At 69.6% G+C, this 20,166-nt stretch carries 15 protein-coding genes and 2 pseudogenes; 4 read left to right on the top strand and 13 right to left on the bottom strand.

Translation table 11 applies throughout. From position 1 onward, the window contains the following. Positions 1 to 89 precede the first annotated feature (89 nt). The 9 genes and pseudogenes from istB to AB0D49_RS39640 form a co-directional block, all read right to left on the bottom strand. Positions 90 to 854, bottom strand: a complete 765-nt coding sequence (gene istB / locus AB0D49_RS39680) for an IS21-like element helper ATPase IstB (protein ID WP_362768384.1) — start codon at positions 852 to 854, stop codon at positions 90 to 92. Then, positions 851 to 2,473 carry an IS21 family transposase gene (istA, locus tag AB0D49_RS39675; protein WP_362768381.1) on the bottom strand — a complete coding sequence of 541 codons (1,623 nt, stop codon included), beginning with the start codon at positions 2,471 to 2,473 and terminating at the stop codon, positions 851 to 853. Before istA ends, istB begins: the two co-directional genes overlap by 4 nt. An 847-nt stretch (positions 2,474 to 3,320) precedes the next feature. Beyond that, positions 3,321 to 3,884, bottom strand: a complete 564-nt coding sequence (locus AB0D49_RS39670; RefSeq protein WP_362768378.1) for a DUF317 domain-containing protein — start codon at positions 3,882 to 3,884, stop codon at positions 3,321 to 3,323. Positions 3,885 to 4,094: 210 nt separating this feature from the next. After that, on the bottom strand, positions 4,095 to 4,370 hold the full coding sequence (locus AB0D49_RS39665; protein ID WP_362768401.1) for a hypothetical protein: 276 nt from the start codon (positions 4,368 to 4,370) through the stop codon (positions 4,095 to 4,097). Between the two features lie 159 nt (positions 4,371 to 4,529). Continuing rightward, positions 4,530 to 4,883: a DUF317 domain-containing protein gene (locus AB0D49_RS39660; RefSeq protein ID WP_362768375.1), complete on the bottom strand. Its 354-nt coding sequence runs from the start codon at positions 4,881 to 4,883 to the stop codon at positions 4,530 to 4,532. 612 nt (positions 4,884 to 5,495) lie between these two features. Continuing rightward, positions 5,496 to 5,678: an LPXTG cell wall anchor domain-containing protein gene (locus tag AB0D49_RS39655; RefSeq protein ID WP_362768373.1), complete on the bottom strand. Its 183-nt coding sequence runs from the start codon at positions 5,676 to 5,678 to the stop codon at positions 5,496 to 5,498. A gap of 153 nt (positions 5,679 to 5,831) precedes the next feature. Continuing rightward, a complete protein-coding gene (locus tag AB0D49_RS39650) occupies positions 5,832 to 6,182 on the bottom strand; it encodes a prealbumin-like fold domain-containing protein (RefSeq protein WP_362768370.1) in 351 nt (116 codons plus the stop codon). Positions 6,183 to 6,273: 91 nt separating this feature from the next. After that, the gene (locus AB0D49_RS39645) at positions 6,274 to 7,218 is read right to left on the bottom strand and encodes a transposase family protein (protein WP_362768368.1); all 945 of its coding nucleotides are present in this window, start codon (positions 7,216 to 7,218) and stop codon (positions 6,274 to 6,276) included. Positions 7,219 to 7,396: 178 nt separating this feature from the next. Beyond that, positions 7,397 to 7,570 (bottom strand): annotated as a pseudogene (locus tag AB0D49_RS39640) (type I CRISPR-associated protein Cas7); the annotation flags it as partial. Positions 7,571 to 7,890: 320 nt separating this feature from the next. Here AB0D49_RS39640 and AB0D49_RS39635 point away from each other — a divergent pair. The 3 genes from AB0D49_RS39635 to AB0D49_RS39625 all read left to right on the top strand — a co-directional run bounded on the left by AB0D49_RS39635 (position 7,891) and on the right by AB0D49_RS39625 (position 14,560). Beyond that, positions 7,891 to 8,613, top strand: coding sequence for a CU044_2847 family protein (locus tag AB0D49_RS39635; RefSeq protein ID WP_362768364.1), 723 nt, complete (start codon positions 7,891 to 7,893; stop codon positions 8,611 to 8,613). Between the two features lies 1 nt (position 8,614). Beyond that, positions 8,615 to 12,919, top strand: coding sequence for a trypsin-like peptidase domain-containing protein (locus AB0D49_RS39630; RefSeq protein WP_362768361.1), 4,305 nt, complete (start codon positions 8,615 to 8,617; stop codon positions 12,917 to 12,919). A gap of 588 nt (positions 12,920 to 13,507) precedes the next feature. Further along, positions 13,508 to 14,560, top strand: coding sequence for a methyltransferase (locus AB0D49_RS39625; protein ID WP_362768358.1), 1,053 nt, complete (start codon positions 13,508 to 13,510; stop codon positions 14,558 to 14,560). Between the two features lie 1,006 nt (positions 14,561 to 15,566). Here the strand turns inward: AB0D49_RS39625 and AB0D49_RS39620 are convergent. After that, positions 15,567 to 16,535, bottom strand: coding sequence for a pirin family protein (locus tag AB0D49_RS39620; protein ID WP_362768356.1), 969 nt, complete (start codon positions 16,533 to 16,535; stop codon positions 15,567 to 15,569). A gap of 244 nt (positions 16,536 to 16,779) precedes the next feature. After that, entirely contained in the window at positions 16,780 to 17,415 is a 636-nt protein-coding gene (locus AB0D49_RS39615; protein WP_362768354.1) for a class I SAM-dependent methyltransferase, read from the bottom strand. Positions 17,416 to 17,753: 338 nt separating this feature from the next. On the opposite strand from AB0D49_RS39615, the gene AB0D49_RS39610 reads away from it, so the two are divergent. Continuing rightward, positions 17,754 to 18,917, top strand: coding sequence for a S1 family peptidase (locus AB0D49_RS39610; protein ID WP_362768352.1), 1,164 nt, complete (start codon positions 17,754 to 17,756; stop codon positions 18,915 to 18,917). Between the two features lie 58 nt (positions 18,918 to 18,975). Here AB0D49_RS39610 and AB0D49_RS39605 read toward each other — a convergent pair whose 3' ends face one another. Both AB0D49_RS39605 and AB0D49_RS39600 read right to left on the bottom strand, forming a co-directional pair. Continuing rightward, a complete protein-coding gene (locus tag AB0D49_RS39605; RefSeq protein ID WP_362768349.1) occupies positions 18,976 to 19,464 on the bottom strand; it encodes an SRPBCC domain-containing protein in 489 nt (162 codons plus the stop codon). Positions 19,465 to 19,634: 170 nt separating this feature from the next. Further along, positions 19,635 to 19,970, bottom strand: a pseudogene (locus AB0D49_RS39600) (metalloregulator ArsR/SmtB family transcription factor); the annotation flags it as partial. Positions 19,971 to 20,166: the final 196 nt, after the last annotated feature.

The following is a 20,166-nucleotide window of genomic DNA, read 5'->3' as shown; positions in this document are numbered from 1 at the left end:
AGCCACCGCGCCTCCAGCGATCGGATCGGACGTCACCCCACATCCAACCGCCATGACCACCAACCCGGCGAACCTATCCGGTCACAGCACTAGGTGGACGGAGGCTTGTCGATGGGGTTCTTGGGACGCTTGTTGGGCCGGTAGCTGGGGCCGTTCATGATGACCTGGTGGCTGGTGTTGATCAGTCGGTCGAGCAGCGACTCGGCGACGACGGGGTTCGGGAAGAGGGGATACCAGTCGCTGGGAGCCCGGTTGCTGGTGATGATCAGCGAGCGCCCCTGCCGCTCGGAGACCAGTTCGTAGAGGTCATCGGCCTGGGATGCGCTCAGCTGCCGCATGGCGAAGTCGTCCAGGATGAGGACGTCGGGTCGGATCAGCTCGCGGATGCGCTTGTCCCAGGTGCGGTCCGCGTGGCCGCCGGCGAGCTCGGCCAGGACCCGGCTGGTCTTCGTGAAGCGGACGTTCGCGCCCTGGCGGACGGCCAGGTGCCCCAGGGCCTGGGCGACGTGGGTCTTGCCCACCCCGACCGGCCCGAACAAGATCACCGACTCGCCTGCGTGGAGCCAGCGCAGGGCGGCCAGGTCGCGGATCTGGGCCGCGGGCAGCTTCGGAGAAGCGGCGAAGTCGAACTCCTCCAGGGTGACCTGCTGCTCGAACTTTGCCTTCTGCAGGCGCCGCTGGAAGGCGACGGTCTCGCGGCGGGTGATCTCGTCCTGGCAGAGGACCTGGAGGAAGTCCAGGTGGCCGAGTTCACCGCCGTGGGCCTGGATCAGCCGCGCGTCCAGGGTCTCCAGCATCCCGGACAGCCGAAGTGCCTTCAGCGACTCGCGCAGGTCGGTGTCCATCACGCTCATCGAGCGGCCTCCTCGGCGTCGTCGGCGTCAGCGCGGCCCGGGGTGTCAAGCTCGCCGGAGGTCTGGGAGGGGATGCTCGCAGCGAACAGGCCCTCGGGGCCGTGGAGAAAGGCCGCAGCCCCGGCGTCGCCGGTCTCCGGCTCGGGGTCGGTCTCGGTGCCCGCGATCAGGATGCCCTTGATGGTCCGGTAGGAGGGGTCGCCGACCGCGATGGCCTTGGTGCAGGCCGCCTCCAGCCGCTGATCGCCGTACTTCTTCCGCAGCCCGAGGATCCCCTGGGCCGCGCGGAGCCGGTAGAGCGCGTTGAGCTCCAGCAACTGGTCGATCACCTCGCGGCAGGCGTCGCCGACGTCGGAGGACTGGCTGCGGCACCAGATCGGCGTCTTCATCTGGAAGGCGATCTTCTCCGGCGGATAATCGCTCTTGTCCGTGCGCTTGCCCTGGTCGAGTGCGGCGTGGGTCTTGACCAGCTCGCCCTCGTGGAAGACCTGGACCATCGTGGCGGTGGAGCGGACGTCGACCTTGCGGCCGATGGGTTTCCACGGCACCGAGTAGAGGGTGCGGCCGACCTTGATGTGGATGTCAGGGCCGACTGCCGCGGTGGACCAGCGGGCCAGCACGAACGGCTTGTCCGGCACCGGCAGCAGGACCTTGGCCTCCACCGCCTCGAACACCGACAGCGGACTCGCACCGCCCAGCGGGCGGCACTGCCTGCGGCCGGCAGTGCCGGCCGACCAGGTCAGGGCCTCCGCCTGCATCTGCTCGACCGAGGTGAAATCCCGCCCGCTCCAGAACGAGTCGCGGACATATGGCATCGGCCGCTCAACCCGCGGCTTGTCCTTCGGCTTCGCCGCCCGGGCCGGGTCGACCAGGGCGCCGTAGTAGGTCGCGAGCTCGGCGTACGACTTGTTGATCTTCGGGTCGTAGAGGTCCGGCCGGTCCACCGCCGTGCGCAGGTTGTCCGGCACCAACCGCCGTGGGACACCGCCGAAATAGCGGAACGCTTCGACGTGGGCCTGGGTCCACGCGTGCTGGTCCATGTGAACCACCGGTCGGACGAACATGTGCCGTGAGCAGGGCAAGACCATCACGAATGCCCAGATCCGATGTCGTTTACCGGTCGACGGATTGATCCACTGCCCCAGGAAGCCGTAGTCGATCTGGGCTTCCGAGCCCGGCTCGACGTCGTCCCGCAGCACCGTCACCTTCGACCGGGCCGACTCGTCCGGGAGGTTCTCGGTCACCCACCGACGGAACGTCGACAACGACACCGCCAACTTCCCCTCATCTTTGAGGCGTTGGTGGATCGTGGTGACCGTGGTCGTCTCCAGCAGCCCCTTGACCAGGTCGCGGTGCGGCTCGATCTCCGCCCACGTCACCTGGTTCAGCCGGCGCCGGGTCAGCTCCGGGAACCAGCTCTTGATCAGTTTTCCCCAGTCCGCCTCGCTCATGGGCGGCCCGCCCGGGGCCATCCCGGACGCCTCCGCCGGCGCCAGATACTTTCTGATGGTCTTGCGGTCCACCCCCAGCGAGGCCGCGAGCTGGTTCTTCGACCTGCCCGCGTACCAGTGGACGTAGATCTCGACGATGTCGACCACGGTGAACGTTCTCCTCGCCATCCAGAGTGTCCGTCGACCTCTCGGCCCTTCGGTCGAGGGACGGTGATGACTCCGAGACGGTCAGGACCCTCAACCCAGCTCGGGGATGCCCAAGGGGAACCTGAAGGATTCGGATGGAACGATCACTCACAGGTCAAACCACCTGATATGGGATCTTCGAGGCTTCCGCTGTGGTCAAGTTCCCCTTGGAGACTCGTGACCGCGGCCCTGTCCCATTCCGTGACCATGAAGCCTCAGAAGTTGGGGAAATCGCTGACCGTTCACATCATCACAGCCGGAGAGGGTGTAGGCATCGCCGGATCTCAGCTGGCTGACCGGGTCGCCGCCGTGGCACGGTCCGGGGCGGCCAGCACCAGTCCGCCCGCGTGCTCCCTCAGGCGGATCCAGGCGTCGGCGCGACGGGAGCATCCGGCGCAGCGGCGGCGCGTGGGGGCTGGATGTCCGGGTTCGAAGGGTTTGACGCAGTAGTAGATGAGGTGCCCGGGGACCGGTCCATGGGCGGCTCCGCCGGGACCGGTGCCGGCGGAGGGCCGGGGCTATGGCTCCTTTCGAGGTGCGGCTCGGTCGTCAGCATCAGCAGGGAGCGGGTACAGCAGGAGCAGTATGTGGGCGGTGTTCTCACCGACAAGGACCAGGTCGGGTGAGTGGGCTGCGCAGGAGCCGTGATCGTCCGGGCGCTGTCAAGGACCCCGTACGGGGGACGTTGACCGGGCTGGCGACAGGCGGCTCAGTGGCAGGGTCAAGCAGACTTCGGCAAGCCGGAAACAGGGGCAGGGCAGAGACGAGGCCGTCGTCACCCCGGGGAACAAGGTCGACGGCGAGGTTCACATCCGTCGCGCGCGGCTGGTCAGTGGGGCGGGATGACGGTGAGGCGGTGGCGGGAGGCGTCGGGCAGGATGCGGCGCGGAACCGGCGCCGGGCTGGCGAGGGAGGCGGCGAAAGCGGCGACGAGGTCGTGGGGGACGCTGGCGCTGAAGGTCGCGCACCACAGCAGCCCGTCGCCCGGTGCCGGGTCGGCCCACGCCTGCCAGCCGGCCAGATCGGGGCGCGGGTCGGCGTCGAAGACGTGCTCGGGGACGGTGGCCAGGCACAGGGACGCTGCAAGGTCGGGGGCGGTGGCTGTGGTGGCGGGATGGTCGATGTCGGGCAGCCAGCCCTGGGCGAACACCGCGTCCAGGACACGGTCGGGTCCGTCGTACAGGGTGGTGGGGTCGGTGCGGGCGTCCAGGGCGAGGAGGAAGTCGGCGAGCGCTTCGTGGGGGACGCCCTCGGTGAGGTAGGCGTTCCACTCCCGCAGGGCGCTCGTGGTGCCGGTGCGGGCGGTGACCTGCCAGGCGACCGGCAGACCGCCCAGCTCGAACGGACAGCCCGCACGTACCCATTCGGCACCGCGCAGCGCATCGGGACTCACATAGAGGAGGGTGCTGCGGCTGGTCGGCCACATCCTCCAGCCGACGCTGCTCAGGGTGGCGCCGATCCGGTCGGCGAGGATGCCGTCGTCCCCGGCGAGATGACGCGGGGTGACCCAGGACCGCAGCGGGCCCGAAGGGCCGGGAGAGGGCTCGAAGGGGTCGTGCGGGTTCAGGTTCAGGGCGCCTCCGGTGCAGGTCGTCGAGGGTGGCTACTGGCCAATGTCGGGGCGGGCAGTCCTGCGACGTCGGTGGGGCGGAGCGACGGTCGGCTCCTGCCACGTGAGCCGCACCGCGACGTCCGGGGGCAGGTGGCCGAGCTGTTCGCCGGACTCGGCGAGGAACACGACGCTCCGGCCCTCCTCGTCGCGGGCACTGACGACGGCGGCGATCGTGTGGGCCATGGGGTAGAAAGGATTGACCGCGAGTCGTGCCGGGGCGTTCTGGTCCATGGCGGACAGCAGGCCAATGAGGTCTGCGACGGTCATCTCGGCGGGACCTGGGCGCGGCGTACTCACAGAAGCGCTCCTCGTATCCGGAGACGGCAAGATCGTTGAAGGGGAACGAACGGCGGCGCGGCCGTGTCTGCGGCCGGCATGGGCCACGGGGCCCCTTGCACGGACTGCCGGAACGGGAGGAACGACGGTTCAGAGCGGACGGGAACCCGCCAGGACAGCCGCCACGGCGGCGGCCACGACCGGCGACGGCGTCTGCGTGTCGAAGGACACGCCGTAGCCGGGGACGGCGGCGGTGCCGGTGACGGCGATCCGCCACCCCCCGCCCGCCGTGCCGGGACGGCCGTCCGGGAACCAGCCCAGGTAGAAACGGCCGTCACGGGAATTGATGTGGACATCAGCGCGGTCGTCCACAACGACCTTGAAATCGGCTTCGGAGAACTGGTCGATCACATCCATCGGCTGGCCCGGACCGAGCTGCCAACTACGCAGCCGCAATGCCTCGACGGTCGTGGAGAATCCCGGCCGGGTGACGTCAGCGGTCAAAACAAACCCTTCTGACCTGTGGGTTTCCAGGGAAGTCGTCTACGTTGACATGCCCGCGACGGTTCTTCCAGTCCTTCCGGGTTCTTTCTCGTCTGCCCCCAGCGAACTGGTCCGTGAGAGCGGAGGCCAGTTCGCTGCCGGTCTGTGACCTGGGTGGACCAACTTGGCTTCCAGGAAGCTGCCTTGGCCGAGGCCGACAGGCCCTGCAGAGCGATATCCGGGCCGGAGAGCCACTCAGAGGGCGTATACAGCGGGTGCAGACCGCGGCTCCGGCAGGCGGAGCGCTCGGGAAAGGGAATGGCGGCATGACGAGTGAGGCGGTGATCATGCTGCGGTGGGCAGACGCGAACGGCTTCAGCAGGGGGCAGGGCCAGCTGATCGCCTGGGCGGCGGGTGCCCTTGCGTCGGTGACCGTCTTGCGTGTCTGACCCCGTGGGAAATCCGGCAGTGGCGGATTCGCCGGATGCGCCGAGGGCCCCGGGAACCACGTGGTGTGGTTCCCGGGGCCCTCGGCCTGGGGGTGAGCACGAACGCGCCGGTCAGGCACAGCGGATCAGGAGCGCGCCTTCTTGGTGCCGCTCGCCGCGCTGCCGTGCAGGGCCGTTGTCCCAGTCAGCTGGTGGCCGGGCTGTCCTCCCCTGCTCGGCTCTTCCTGCGCCGCGCAGCGATCAGGGCGCCGCCGCCGGCGGTGACCAGGAGGCCGCTGGCCGCGAGGAGCCAAGAGGTGGAGTCGGTCCCGGTGTGCGCGAGGGAGCCCTCGGCGGCCGGGCCGGTGGGCCTGTCTGCCGGAGGCACTGGCCCGGCGGAAGGGGCCTGGGTCGGGGGCGGAGTGCCGGGGGCTGTCGGGGTGGCCGGCGCAGGCGTCGCAGGACCGGTCGGCGGGGTGGTCGGAGCAACCGGCGGGGTGGCCGTCGGGGGCGGGGTCGAAGGCTGGGTGGGTCTGGCCTTCTAGGTGTTGGTGAAGGTTGCGGTGGTCTTCCCGGCGGGCTTCGCGGTGATCCTGACCGGGGTGGTGTCGAGTTCGTAGCCGGCGGGCGCCCTGGTCTCGGTGCCGGTGTACGGGGTGCCTTGCCGGGAGGAGACGGGGAGCTTGGCGGTGGCGGTGCCGTCCTTGCCGGTGGTCAGGGTGATCGCCGTGCCGGTGCCGGTGGACGGGGTGATGTTGATGACGGCGCCGGCCAGAGGCTTTCCGGTCTTCTTGTCGGTCTTCTTCACCAACAGGTCGGCGGGCTTGAAGGGATCGATGATGGTGAGCGGGGTGTCGGCGCCGGGCGTGACGATGACGTCACGGTCGTCCACCGTGTCGTGCAAGGTGCTGCCGCTGGATACCTCTTTCGAGCTCGTGCATGGTTGGCGCTGGCACGTCGAGGGGCGTGAACCGGCCCAGCGCTCATACTCGTTCATCGATCGCGAGAGTGGCCGCCTGTTGGTGTGAGAGCAGTGCAGCGATCGCTTGGATGATGTCGCTCATGTGCTCACGACGACCGTGGTGGCGGGCGAGGGCTCGCCAGTTCTTCAGGTGAGCGATGCCGTGCTCGACGCGGATCCGGCGCGAGGAGTGGGCCTTACGCCGTTGCTCATGGATCTCCTCGTACCAGTCCGGGGCGTTCTTCTTGAACTTGCGGTGCGGCGGGGTCACCACACGTCCGCCGGTCTGGGCACCCAGACCTTGGTAGCCGGCATCCGCGAGGATCTCCACCGCAGGGCCGTCGGCCAGGAGCCTGACCAGCCCCAACTTGCGGGCATGGGTGATGTCCGCACAGCTCGCGGGCTCTGCCGGGCTGCAGTACAAGAGGCGGCCGTCCGCGTCCGTGAAGACCATGGACTTGACGGCGTTCTGCTTGTTCTTCCCCGAGATGAACTTGTCCCGGTCCTTGCGTCCGGCGGCGGGGCGGCGGACGCGGATCTCGGTGCCGTCGATGATCCCGGTCTGCTGGTTCTCGCCGAGGTGGTCGACCACCTCGGCGAGCGTGCGGAGCCGAAGGCCGGGAGTGATGGTGCAGCCCCGCTGGGCCAGCAGCGGCCGTACTTCACCGATCGCGCGCGTGATGGTGGAGCGATCTACGTCGAACCAGCAGGCCAGTACGTCGTGGGTGGCGCCGTGGCGGAGGTGAATCAGCGTGGCCAGGAGCCGGTCGACGAAGACAAGCTTGTGCTTGGCACCGGCGCCGACAGCTCGGCGGCGGGGACGCGAGGCGAGTGTCGCCTGGTGCCGCTCGTGCCACAACGGGCCGATCTCCGCTACGAGTTCGGCGATCACCTCTGAACTCAGTCCGGTGATCTGCTGACTGCGAAGCACCGCTGCACGCGTCCGGTTCCCCACCACGCAGACCATGATCGACGATCAAAGTCTCGACGTGCCAGCGCCAACCATGCACGAGCTCGTTAGACGACCCTGGACGGCTTTTGCGACCTGGCGAGGTCGTCGCTGGTGACGCAGGTGCGGTGGGCGAGGGGGCGCTGGAGTGGCCTTCGCCGCGGTAGAGGCCGTAGGGGACGATGTGCTTGGAGCCCATCTCGGTGGTCTTCTTCCCGAGGTCTTCGCTCTTGGTGGGGGTGACGCGGGTGATGCCGTACTCGAGCGGGGTGACGGGGTCGACGGAGCGGGAGAAGGTGAGCTGGACGGGGCCGCGGACGCGGCCCGCCTGGCGGTCCTTCTTGCCGGTGGTCATGACGGCGCCGAACATGCGGATGTCGAAGAAGGTCCGGCACATCCACTGCTGGGCGTCGAGCTGGCCGGCGTCGCTGCCGAGAGCGTCAGGGGCCCATCGCGGCTTCGAACTCGGCCCGGCCGCTTCGTTTCCGCGGCGCGTCGTCGGCCGACTGATCATCGGCACCGGAGCGGCGGACAGGCCCGCGTTCACTGGAAGAGGTGAGGACCGCCGCCAGCGGTGACGGCGCCCATGAGAGGGAACGACGCCCTGAACGGCAGGCCCTCAATCGTTTGACGATACGAGGCTGTGGCTTGATCCGCGCGCCTGGCGAAAGCGCTGACAGACCCGTCCTGATGACGCCTGAAGGAGAACTGGCGGTTGCCTCCGCTGCGACGGAAGATCGCAACCGCGTGGTGTCCGGTGGACTATCCAACGATGGCCGTAACTCGCTCGCACCCTTTGGCTATCGAAGCCATTGTCTGCTCTACGCACATTCTCTAGGGTCATTTCCCCATTGGGCGCAGTGGTGCGACGGACCGGCGGACGCGATGACGGATACGACCAACTTCCAGGCGAGCGACGGCACGGTGGTGTGGGCGGAGGTCGACGATGCACCCGACAGGGACCCTTACGAGCCGATAGCCCGGCCGAGGCCGGACCGCGCCGCAGACACGGCCGAAACCCTACGGCAGGCGGTGGACCGTGTGCGTCCGGCCGCCCAGGACGTACTGGATTCGCTGCGCGCGATGCCTCAGAGCCCTGACCGGGTGGCCATGGAGTTTGGGGTGAAGCTGAGCGCGGAGGCAGGCGTCGTTCTCGCCCGTGCCGCATCCGAGGGGCACTTCAAGATTCTGCTCGAGTGGGAGCGGCAGCCGGACGCACGGAACCGTGGCGCGGAGCCGGGAGACGCCGACTGCACGGAGAGCCGGGCCGCACCGGTAGCCACGACACCGAGCGTCGGCACGCAGGACGCCGGTACACAGGCAGTCGCCGTCCAGGACGCCGCCGCATCCGACGATGCCGCCGAGCCGGACACCGCCGCCCCCGGCACGAGTGGGCACGAGGGCGGCCTCTGACGTGGCACCGCCGCCCCCTTCTCCCTCCGGCGCGGTCTTCGAGTGGGGGCTCGCCCGGATCCTCGGCCCGGACGGCGAACCTCGCGGTGCTGGCTTCCTGCTCGCTCCCGACCTCGTGTGCACCTGTGCCCATCTGATGCTCGGGCAGCCGCAGGCGCTCTCGACGGCTCCCGATGTGCCGCTGCGGGTGGACTTCCCGCTGCTTGCGGACCCGTCGGCGCCGGTCTCGACCGCCGTCGCCGAGTGGCGCCCAGCGGACGACGTCCTGGTGCTCCGTCTCGCGGGGGAGGTACCGGGCACCACGCCCCTGCCGCTGGCCGGCCTCGATGTGCCGCCCTGGGGGATCGAAGCCCGTGTCTACGGCTTCCCTGTGACCACCCGCACCGGTGTGAATGCTCACGGCGTCCTGCGCGGCGGCGAGGGAAGGGGCCGCTTCCAACTCGACGCCGGACAGGGCAGCGTGCCGCTCGCCGGCGGTTTCAGCGGCAGCCCCGTCTGGGACGTCGAGGCACACGCGGTGGTCGGCATGCTGGCGACACGCGGGCGTGCCGGCCTGGAGGGGACCGCGTACCTCGTCCCCGAGCGGCGCCTTGCACTCCAAGAGGCGGACGACGGCTCGGGCCCCTTCAAGGGCCTGCTGCGCTTCGAGGAGGAGGACTCTCATCTCTTCCACGGCCGGGAACAGGAGACGAAGGACCTCACGGAGGCCGTCCGGGTCCGGCCGTTGACGCTGCTGACCGGTCAGTCGGGTACGGGGAAGTCATCGTTGCTGCGTGCGGGCCTGCTGCCCAGGCTGCGGGCTGCGGACGCAGTCGTCACGGTGCGTACGCCACGGGAAGCGGACCCTCCTGCCGAGTTCCTCGGCGAGGCGTTGCTCGCGTTGTGGGACACAGCCGAGGGCGGCTCGGCGGACGACTCGCGTGTCCATGTCGTACGGCAGGCACTGTCCGACGGCGGTATCGCGCTCACGCACCTGCGTGAGCGACTGCGTGCCGCAGCGAGGGATCGGCTGTGCGTGCTGCTGGTCGACCAGTTCGAGGAGTATGCGACGGTGCCCCGGGCGGCCCGGCAGGTCGTCATATGGTTGCGTGAACTCACCGATGTCTCCGACGCCGTGCCGGGGCGCGGACTGCGGGCGGTGTTGTCGGCCCGCCACGCCACGCTCGATGTACTGGCCCCCGCGCTGCCCGCTGCCGAACGGCGGGCAGCGCTCGTGTACGCCGACCCGCTCCCGGAGGCGGCGCTGGTCCGGATCGTGTCGGAACCGCTGCGGACCACTCCGGGGGTCACGCTCCAGCCTGGACTGCTGCAACTGCTGCTGCGGGACGCCCACGAGGCCCAGGAGGCGCACGGGGAGGCGAACTGCCTACCGCTGCTGGAGTTCACCCTGGCAGAGCTGTGGCGGCACCGTGCCGGCGGACGTCTCACCACGGCCGCCTACGAGGAACTGGGTGGACTCTCCGGGGCGTTGGCAAGACACGCGCAGGCCACCCTGGACAACGCCGTGGTGGAGGGAGCGACCGATGAGCAGGCGGCACGGCGGCTGTTCCAGCGACTGGCCCGCCCGGACGGGGTCGGCAGGTTCGTGCCCGACGACGTACCGGCCGCCGAACTCGATGAGGGCCAGACGCGGTTGGCGCGTCGCATGGTGCGCGAGAAGCTGCTCGTGTGGACCAGCCGACGGCACACGGAGGGCTCCGGCGAGTCGCTGCGGATCGCGCACGAGGCATTGCTGCGTGAGTGGCTGTGGCTCGGCGACTGCCTTCGCCAGGGCGCCGAGTTCCGCGCCTGGCAGGCCGAGGTGGAGGACCACGCGCGCCAATGGAATGAGTCGGGCGGCCGGTTGCTCGCCACGCCGCCCGAGCGGCTGCTGGGGGCCGCGAAGCGCTGGCTGACCGAGCGCCCCGCAGACGTCACCGATCTGCAGCGTGCCTATCTGACCGCGGGCCGACGCCGCGCACGTCTGGGCACATACGGACTGATGTCGTTCGCCGCCGTCACGGTCGTCCTCGCCGTTCTGACGACCCTGCTCGCAGTGGACGCCGTGCAGCGGCGGGACCGAGCCGAGGAACACCTGCGCACCCTGGCGTCACAGCAACTGGCTGACCGCTCCGAGGAGCGGTCAGCCACCGACTTCGAGACGTCGGTGCAGGCTGCGCTGGGAGCCTGGGCGACGTCGGACACCGACAAGGCGCGGTCGGCGTTGTTCCGGCAGTACCTGCGCATGCGCAGCGTGAAGAGCGCACGAACCGGCCTGTGGCAGGGCACCGTGACGTCCCTCGCGTCAGCGCCGGAGGCCGACGTGCTCGCCGTCGTCGTATCAGCGGAGGAAGAGAGCAGCAGCCAGATCCGGCTCATCACCGGGGCGACGTCCGAGCACCCCCGCGTCCGTACGCTCCAAGCAGTCCCCACGGGAGACTTCTTCGACGCCTTCAGTGACGACGGCCGGTGGTACGCCGTCGCCGACGCCAACGCCTCGGTCAGGCTATGGGAGGTCGGCTCCGACGATACCGAGGGGCGTCTACTGATAGGCGCCGGACCGGACCAAGACCAGGTCTTTGCGCCCGCGATCGACTTCTCCGACGACGGGTCACGTCTGCTGCGTCTGTACGCCTCCGACTACAAGCCTGGTGGGAGCGAGCAGCAGGCCCGCCTGAACGCGTGGACCGTCTCCTCCGGTGAGCCGATCCCTGGGGTCGAACAGTTGATCGGGGGCAGGCATGCCGGTTCGGCTGCCTTCGCCGAGGGCAGCGATGCCATCGCCCTCACCTGGTATAAGCCGAACGCAACGGCTCCGGTCTGGTCGTCCGGGGTGTTCACGCTGTCCGACGGCAGGGAGAAGCGGCGGCTGATCACGGACAGTGAACACAGCCTCCGGTTCACGGCACGCGGCACCTTCCTGGAGATCGCAATGCCTACCGGGCACAACAGGTACTTGAACATGGACGGCACCACACCCGCCACGGGTCTCCCCGTGGAGTTCTTCCAGGACGATGCGACCCAGCTGTATCGGACGGACTTCGCCGAAGCGGGGACCGACGCCGACGGCAGCGTGGAGTACGGACTTCTCACCGTGGTCGGAGTACACCCCGGCAGGGCATGGACGGCGGTCGTACCCACGGACGCTACGACTGGGGACGAAATCCCCACCGCAGTCTGGGGTCGCGAAAACGGCGACGAGGCGCCCAGGATGGTCGCTGCGATCGGTGAGAGCCTGCTCCTGCTCAGCCCCGACGAGAGCATCCCACCGGCCCTCACCTCCGACATCGACGCAAACTCCGTGGCCCTGGCCCCGGACGCGGATCGGTTCGCTATTTTCAGGGAAGACCGATTGCACGTCGTCGGCCGGGACGTTCGTGTCCGCTCAGCCGCTCCACCCGGCAAGGCTCAGGGAGCGCACGGATGGCAGATGACCTGGGCGGACAAGGACGGGAAGGGGTACATAGCACTGTGGGACCAGGCTGGTAGTGCCCTGACGCTGTACTCGGCCGACGACCCCGCGAGTCATGAGGACGTCGATCTGCCCGTGCCGAACGGGGCATACATCGAGTGGGTGGCCCAACTCGGCAACGGTGACCTCGCTGTATTGCTGTCGTCGAACGAGGTACTCCGTGTGGACCCCGCCACAGCGACCGTCCTCGCACCCGCGCTCCGCGTGTCTCCCCCACCAGGCACCGTACCGCTGCTACTCGCTTCTGGTCGGATCGTCCCGCGTCCGGGGTATCCCTCGCAGGCACTGATCGTCACCAGCCTGGGCCGGCAAGGAGGACACGTGATCGTGTGGGACCTCGTCGCTGGCAAGCAGGTATCCGACTGGAACACGGCGGTCAGCGTGGACTTGACTCTGGATCTGACGAAGAGTCCGGCCCCGGCCATGTTCAGCGCCGACGGGCGCCTCGCCGCGGTCGCTTACAGCGACGAGAAACTGCGGTTCTGGGACGTGGCGACTGGGCGCAGGGTGGGAAGGACAGTCCCCTTTCCGACCAGTGCGATGATGGTCGGCTTCATTGCGAGAGACCGGCTACTGGTGCTGGACCCCGGCGGCAATCTCGTGCTGCACGAGGTGCCGTCCGGCCGGGTCATGGCCGTCGGTCCGTCCCCGCCTGGCAGTACCGACTCCATGGCCGTCACCCTGTCCGGCTCCACGGTCCGCTTCCTCGCCAGCGGCCAGGTCCAGGCCATAAGCGTCGAGACGGACGACTGGTGGCGCTTGCTGTGCAAAGCCGCGGGCCGGCCCTTCACCGACGAGGAGCGGAACGATCTTCCTCCGGGTGCTCGCACCGAGCCGCCCTGCACCGCCCAGTGACGTGCGACGGTCGCTCAGCTCGCGCAGCACTCTCGTTTCTCGCCTATACACGCACCCGGGGCCGCCTTGTCGGTCTTGGCCAGCACCACCCCCAGAATCGGAAACGCCCAGCGGGTGATCCACCGACTTCCTGCCCACCGGGGTTTCGCGCGGGATCGGAATGGAAGTAGAAGTGGCGGCCGTCCGGAAGGACGCCTTCGGAGGCCAGGCGCCCTGCAAGGAGCGCAGACGTTCCGAGCCGCTGTTCCTCGGCCCGGTCCCACGCCTGTTCCCACTCGCACACCGCCATCCCTTCGGCCCCGCAGGCTATGGCGAACGTCTTGACGAACTGGCGGGTGGAGCGTCCGTCCTCCGACGGGGGCTTAGCTGCGGGCATGTGCCCTCCCTGCCACGAGAGGCAGGTTGCTCAGCGAGCCCGCCCGGGACTGGTGGCACCACATGCCCGCCATCGTCAGAAGGCCTGGCAGAGGGCTCGCGTCGAGAGCTGTGCCCAATGGCGGGAACGGGACCCCCGCCCTGTGCAGCGCTGCCATGCTTGCCCGGGTGGGTGCCCACCGGCACCTTCGAATTCTGCCTGGAGGCGGTCGGATGACAGACAGCACACGCCCGGTGGACGCGATGGCAGAGGACCGGCGGAGCAACGCCCTGATCGTGGCGCAGGCCCTGGAATTCCTCTACCCTGCCGCGCTGCGTGCCGCCGCAGACATCGGCGTCGCGGACCACCTCGCCGACGGCCCGCGCACCCCGGCGGAACTGGCGGCCGTGACCGGCACCGACGAGCACAACCTCCACCGGGTACTGCGGCTGCTGGCCACCCGGGGCCTGTTCGAGCAGGACAGCGGTGGACGCTTCAGCCTCACCCCGGACGGCGACGCGCTCCGCTCCGGGGCACCGGTATCGGCCCGCGCTGCGGTCCTGATGCTCACGGACCCGACGATGTGGCGCCCCGCCGGCGAGATGACACGGTGCCTCACCGACGGCGGCTCCGCATTCGACGCCATCTTCGGCACCGACTTCTTCACATACTTCGCGCGGGATGCGCCGACCACCGCCGTCTTCCACACCGGCATGGCGTCCCTGTCCGACGCGGAGAACGGCCCCATCGCCCGCAGCTGGAACTTCCCCGACAACGCCACGGTGGTCGACGTGGGCGGCGGATACGGCGGCCTGCTCCGCCACGTGCTGGCCACCGGGCCCGCCCTGCACGGAATCCTCCACGACCAGGGGCACGTCCTGGCGGGCCACTCGCTCGCCACCCCCGTACCGGATGGGGCCGATCCCGCCGGCCGCTGGCGGACCTCCGAGGGAGACTTCTTCCACTCGGTACCGGCCGGTGACATCCTCATGCTCAAACGAATCCTGCACGACTGGGACGACGACCAGTGCGTGACCATCCTGCGCAACTGCCGTGCCGCCCTGGCCCCCGGCGGCCGCGTCCTGGTGATCGACGCGGTCGTCCCGGACGGCGACACACCTCATCAGGCCAAAACCCTGGACCTGATGATGATGGCGTCACTGACCGGCCGGGAACGCACCGAGGCCGACTTCGTACGCCTCCTCGCCGCAGCCGGACTACGCCTCGACCAGGTGGTCCCCACCCCGGCGGTGCTCTCCATCGTGGTGGCCGCCGCCTCCGCGTGACGTCACCGGGATGTCCCAGGTAGTGCCCTTGCCGAAGCCGTGCGGGCCGCCTTGGAGAAACTGGCCCGCCGTGCTCCGCACGAACTCGTCGCGCTGGTGAACGAGAAGTGGGCCAAGCGCTACGGTCGCGCGGCCCGGCTCGGATAGAACCCGTCCCAACCGAAGACCCGGATCAAGGAGAGCGGCGAGAACCTCCGCCTGCTCCTGCGCTACGTCCACCGCTACCTGCCAGCCTGCGCGACGGCGAGCAGGTCCAGGCCCCTGCGGCGGATCTTCGTGCAGAACTACGCCCTCGACGCGAGGGGGCCGGACGAAGATCCGCAAGAATCAGTCCACGACAACCCAGCCACGGTTGCCACAAAACTGGCAGTCTCGGGCGAGGGTGATTGAGAATTTCATGCCACTGCTCGACTCGATGTCACGGGCGGATACCCTCACATTGTTCGCCATAGTCAACGGACTATTGACTTCGGTTACGGGGCCGCCGGAATCCGGCAATATGCCAATCACTGCATTCACGACGTCCTACACCGAATCCCCGACAAGCAGCGAGGGAACGTTCAAGATGGGGGCCAAGCACGGTGCTTTGCGCCCGGCGGACCCGGTGCGCTGGTAGCCGTGCGCTCCTGCACGAACCGCACCATGCGGCAGTTTGTCCCGCACTTCAGCGTCTCGCCGGCCGGTGCCCAGCAGCACCCCGGACGCCACGGCATGGACACCGCACGGACACTCTCTGCCGACCTGAACCCCCACTGAGCGATGGCCTCTCCCGCTCCACCGGTCATCCGCCGTGCACACAGCACAGCAGAAGTGATTACCCGTTAGTAAGGTCAGCAAAAGGTCAGCAAGTGTTTGAACATGCCTGGTCACAGTTGCCAACACTTGGGAGTACGGACTCTCTCTCGCGAGAGTCCGTTCCTTCTCGACTGCGCCCCCTCGCCGCACGGGCCAGGGGGGCGCAATCTCGATCCACCGAGGGCATTCGCCCTACCAAGGTCTCCCCAGCTCAGCGCGCCCGCCCCCGCGGCTTCAGCGCAATCGTCGGCAGCTCAGGCGCCGGCAGCCGATCACCCTCGTACCCGGTCACCACCCCGAAGCGGTCGCCCTCCATCCAGTCCCGTCGGGCCTTCGCGATGTCCTCGTGCGAACGGCCGATGAAGTTCCACCACATCACGATCTCCTCCTCGAACGGCGGGCCGCCCAGCAGGATGAGCCGGGTCTCGTCCGGGCCGTCGTTCGTCAGGGTGAGCGTGGGGTGGTTCGGGGGCGCGTAGCCCATCTCGGCGTGTTTGAGGGGCGTGCCGTGGGCGGTGACGGTGCCGCGGTCGACGAGGACGCCGTGTTCGAAGGCGGGGTCGACGTCGAGGGTGAGGGTGGTGCCGGGGAGGAGGGTGAGTTCGGCGCCGAGGAGCGGGGTGAAGGTGCGCACGGGTGAGGTGTCGCCCGCGAGAGTGCCGAGGAAGACCCGGGCCCGCGCGCCCTCCAGTTGTACCGGCTCGGGGACGTGGTGCTGGAAGTCGCGGGGCGCGTCGCGGTGTTCGCCGGGGAGCGCGACCCAGAGCTGGACGCCGTGCAGGGTCGTGGTGCCCGGGGTGGAGACCTCCGAATGGCAGATGCCGTGGCCGCCGGTCATCAGGTTCAGCTCGCCGGGCCGTACATAGGCGTGGCTGCCGAGGCTGTCACGGTGTTCGATCTCGCCGCTGAACAGCCAGCTGACCGTCTGGAGACCGGTGTGCGGATGCGGGGCCACGTCCATGCCGCCGCTCGCCGACACGTCGTCGGGGCCGTAGTGGTCGGCGAAGCACCACGCTCCGATCAGTGTCCGGGCCCGCTGAGGCAGGGTCCGCCGTACCCTCATCGCCCGCGGGCCGCCGAGCGGCACATCACGCGGGGTGAGCACCTGGAGTGCGGGGCGCGTGCCGTCCGGACCCGCCGCGCAGTTCATCTCGGCCGGATGTGTCTCCGTGTTGCTCACTGTGCGGTCCCTTCCCTGGTCCGACGGCGTGTCGCCGCTCAGAGTCCCGATCGTAACTCGGGTGGTGGGAAGCGCTGATTCACTGACTCCGCTGCTGAAGCCAGGGGTGATGTCCAGCGCCGGGGCGTCCGTTCGACGGGCGGCTGCTGCTGGGCGCCTTCGCCCTGCGCCCCTGCCGTACGGCTAACCGAGCTCGGCGAGCTCGAGCCAGGAGGCCGCCCGGCTCCCTCCCCGTGCCCTCTCCTCAGCCGCTGCGCCGGACACGCCACACGTTGTCGTCCCGATGCCCCGCCACGCCCTCCGGCGACACACTCGCCCGCCGGACCCGCTCCCGTGTCTGTACCGTCCACTCCCCCGCCGGAAGCGCCAGCTTCTCCAACACGCCGTCCAGGGTGGGGAATTCGGCGGTGAAGGGCGGATCCGTCTGCCAGTCCGGCCAAGCCGCGTGCATCACGATGAGCAGGGTTCCGCCCGGCGCCACCGCGCGCGCCGCGCTGCTCAGCACACCGTCCTGGTCCAGTGCCACCGGTGACTGGAGGTAGTGGGCGCTGACGAGGTCGAAGGTGCCGTCCGGGAACGTCACTCCCAGTTCATGCCGTTCCAGTGCGACCCGGTCACCGACTCCCGCGTCCCGCGCGTGCTCGGCGGCGCGGGCGAGTGCCGTCGCCGAGATGTCCACGCCGGTGACCCGCCAGCCGTGCGCGGCGAGCCAGATCGCGTCGCCGCCCTCACCGCAGCCTAGGTCGAGCGCGGTCCCCGGGTGCAGGCCGGAGACCTCACGGACCAGCAGCTCATTGGGGTTCCCGCTCCACACCCGGCCGCTGTCACGGTAACGGGACTCCCAGAATTCCGCGGGTTCGGTCACAGGGGCGTCGGTCATGAATTCCTCCCGGTGTGGTCATCGCCGGTGTTCATCGCCGGTGTACGTAATCGGCATTTCGGGTGTATCGGATCAACGCACCGGAACCCCATCAGCTCGCCCCGGCAGAAGCCAGCCTCCTTCCCACCCCGCTCCCCCGACAAGCCCTCTTGCCGTTTCGGCAAGCTCGCCCCCCCCCAGCCGCATCCACACGGCGCCGAAATCTCCCACCCGCTTGGCATGGACCTGACCCCTCCGCGCCGCTACGCTCACCACACCCCACGTGAGAGCGCTCTCAGAGTCCTCGGATCGCGGTTGTTCCACCCCCACACCACCTGGAACGACGAAGGGCAACGTCCATGAGACGCACCGGACTCAAGCACGCCGGTCTCGCCATCCTCCTCGTCCTCGGCACCTGGACCGCCTCCGGCATCACCCCGGCCGCGGCCACGGCCCCCACCCCCGAAGCCGCCCCCGACGCCCCGGCCGACGCCGGGCTGCTCTCCGCCATGCAGCGCGACCTCGGACTGACGAAAGCCGAGGCGGTCGACCGGCTGGCCACCGAGGCCGAGGCCACCGCACTGCTCCCGGCCGCCCGCCGCGCCGCCGGTGCCGCCTACGGCGGTTCCTGGTACGACGCCGGCACCGCGCGGCTGACCGTGGCGCTCACCTCCGACGCCTCCCCCGCCACCACCGCCGCCGTCCGAGCCACCGGCGCCCGTGTCCAGTCCGTCGCGCACAGCGAGCGCGCGCTCGACACCGCGAAGTCCCGGATCGACCGTCTGACGGCGCCCTCCGGCGTCAGCAGCTGGCACGTCGACCCGGCCGCCAGCACGGTCGTCGTGAACGTCGTCCGGTCGGACCGTGCGGACGGTGCTGTCCAGCGGTTCCTGGCCGAGGCCCGCGAGGCGGGGCCCGTGACCGTGCGGACCGTCGCGTCGGCGCCGCAGACCTTCGCCGCCGGGACCGTCGGCGGGGACCCCTACTACACCGGCAATGTCCGCTGTTCCATCGGCTTCTCCGTGCACGGCGGCTTCGTGACCGCGGGGCACTGCGGTCAGGCCGGGGCGCAGGTCCGCGGCTGGGACGGCTCGTACATCGGCAACTTCCAGGGCTCGTCGTTCCCGGACAACGACTACGCCTGGGTGAATGTGGGCAGCGGCTGGTGGACCGTACCCGTCGTGCTCGGCTGGGGCACGATCCCGGACCGGCTGGTGCGCGGTTCGGCCGAGGCACCGGTCGGCGCCTCCATCTGCCGCTCCGGCTCCACCACGCACTGGCGCTGCGGCAATCTGCTCGCCAAGAACGAGACCGTCAACTACGCCCAGGGCGCGGTCCATCAGATGACCAAGACCAGTGTCTGCGCCGAGGGCGGTGACTCGGGCGGTTCGTTCATCAGCGGCGACCAGGCCCAAGGCGTCACCTCGGGCGGCTGGGGCAACTGCTCCACCGGCGGGCAGACCTGGTACCAGCCGGTCAACGAGATCCTCCAGCGGTATGGGCTGACGCTGCATACGGCGTGAGGTAGGTGCGGGAGGGGGAGGGGGCGGCACCAGAACGATGAGTGCCGCCCCCTTCCCCTTACAGCTCGGTCAGTAGCGCGTCCATCTGGCCGACCGCCGTCGTGAGGCCCTCCTCCACGCCCATGGCGAACATCTGCTCCATCTGCGCCCTGGAGTCGAACTGGGAGCGCATCTCCATCCGCGTCCCACCCTCCCGCGCGACCAGCCGGACCCGTACGTTCATGCTCGGCATCGCGTCGTCCGGAGTGCCGTCCGCATGGGTGAAGCCCTCGGTGAACTCCAGTCCCGCGGGCGGCTCGACGGTGCTGATCCGCCAGTACCCGTGATGCTTGTCGCCCTCGGGGCCGGTCATGAAGTACCGGGCGTCCCCGCCGGGGGTGAGGTCGTACTCCACGAAGGTCGTCGGGTACGACGGCGGACCCCACCAGCGCTCCAGTCGGCGCGGGTCGGCCCACAGCTGCCACACCTTGTCCACGGGGGCCGGGAACTCGGCGGTCAGGGTGAGGGTGAGGTTCTCCAGGTCCTTGTCGAAGCTCTTGACGGTCATCGGTCGTTCCCTTCGGTCGGAGGGGGGTCGGATGCGGATTCTGGGGCCGTGGCGCCGCGTGCCTGGGCGCCGGGGTCCTGAGGGTCGGGGTTCTGGGCGCCGGGGTCCTGAGGGTCGGGGTTCTGGGCGCCGGGGTCCTGTGGGGCTGGGTCCTGACGGTCGAGGTGTTCGTCCTCGGTCAGCAGCTCGGTCATGCGCCGCACCCGTCCGCGCCACAGCGCCTCCAGGTCGTCCAGCGCCTGCCGGGCGCGGCGGACGCCGTCGGGTTCGGCACGCACCCGCTGTTCCCGGCCGCTGCGCCGCTTGCTGACCAGGCCCGCCCGCTCCAGCACCGCCACATGCTTCTGCACCGCGGCGAAGCTCATCGGGTAGGCCGTGGCCAGGCGTGACACCGACAGTTCGGCGCCGACACAGCGCCGCAGGATGTCCCGCCGCGTCGGGTCGGCGAGCGCGTGGAACAGCCGGTCCACCGCCTCATCGGTCTCGGTCCACTCACCTACAACCATTTGGTTGTACGTTACGCCCGGCCTGGGCCGACTGGCAAGTGCGGGCGCCTCACGACGGCGGTACGGCGACGACCGCCGAGGCCGGAGCGGAGGGGAGCGGGTCGTGGGCGGTGACCACTTCGGCGTACTGTGCCGCTGCCGATCCGCGCGGTGGCGTCGGCTGTGGCGGGGCCATCCGGATCGGCGTTCCGTGGCG

The sequence above is a fragment of the Streptomyces sp. NPDC048290 genome, from assembly GCF_040652095.1.
GTDB lineage: Bacteria > Actinomycetota > Actinomycetes > Streptomycetales > Streptomycetaceae > Streptomyces.
The sequence above is the reverse complement of the archived record's forward strand: the minus strand, read 5'-3'. Positions and strand labels throughout refer to the sequence as shown.

Bases quoted from the DNA above. Each gene is read 5' to 3' on its own strand.
- istB (WP_362768384.1), bottom strand. From the start codon at position 854: ATGAGCGTGATGGACACCGACCTGCGCGAGTCGCTGAAGGCACTTCGG.
- istA (WP_362768381.1), bottom strand. From the start codon at position 2,473: ATGGCGAGGAGAACGTTCACCGTGGTCGACATCGTCGAGATCTACGTC.
- AB0D49_RS39665 (WP_362768401.1), bottom strand. From the start codon at position 4,370: ATGACCGTCGCAGACCTCATTGGCCTGCTGTCCGCCATGGACCAGAAC.
- AB0D49_RS39645 (WP_362768368.1), bottom strand. From the start codon at position 7,218: ATGGTCTGCGTGGTGGGGAACCGGACGCGTGCAGCGGTGCTTCGCAGT.
- AB0D49_RS39635 (WP_362768364.1), top strand. From the start codon at position 7,891: ATGACGCCTGAAGGAGAACTGGCGGTTGCCTCCGCTGCGACGGAAGAT.
- AB0D49_RS39625 (WP_362768358.1), top strand. From the start codon at position 13,508: ATGACAGACAGCACACGCCCGGTGGACGCGATGGCAGAGGACCGGCGG.
- AB0D49_RS39615 (WP_362768354.1), bottom strand. From the start codon at position 17,415: ATGACCGACGCCCCTGTGACCGAACCCGCGGAATTCTGGGAGTCCCGT.
- AB0D49_RS39610 (WP_362768352.1), top strand. From the start codon at position 17,754: ATGAGACGCACCGGACTCAAGCACGCCGGTCTCGCCATCCTCCTCGTC.
- AB0D49_RS39605 (WP_362768349.1), bottom strand. From the start codon at position 19,464: ATGACCGTCAAGAGCTTCGACAAGGACCTGGAGAACCTCACCCTCACC.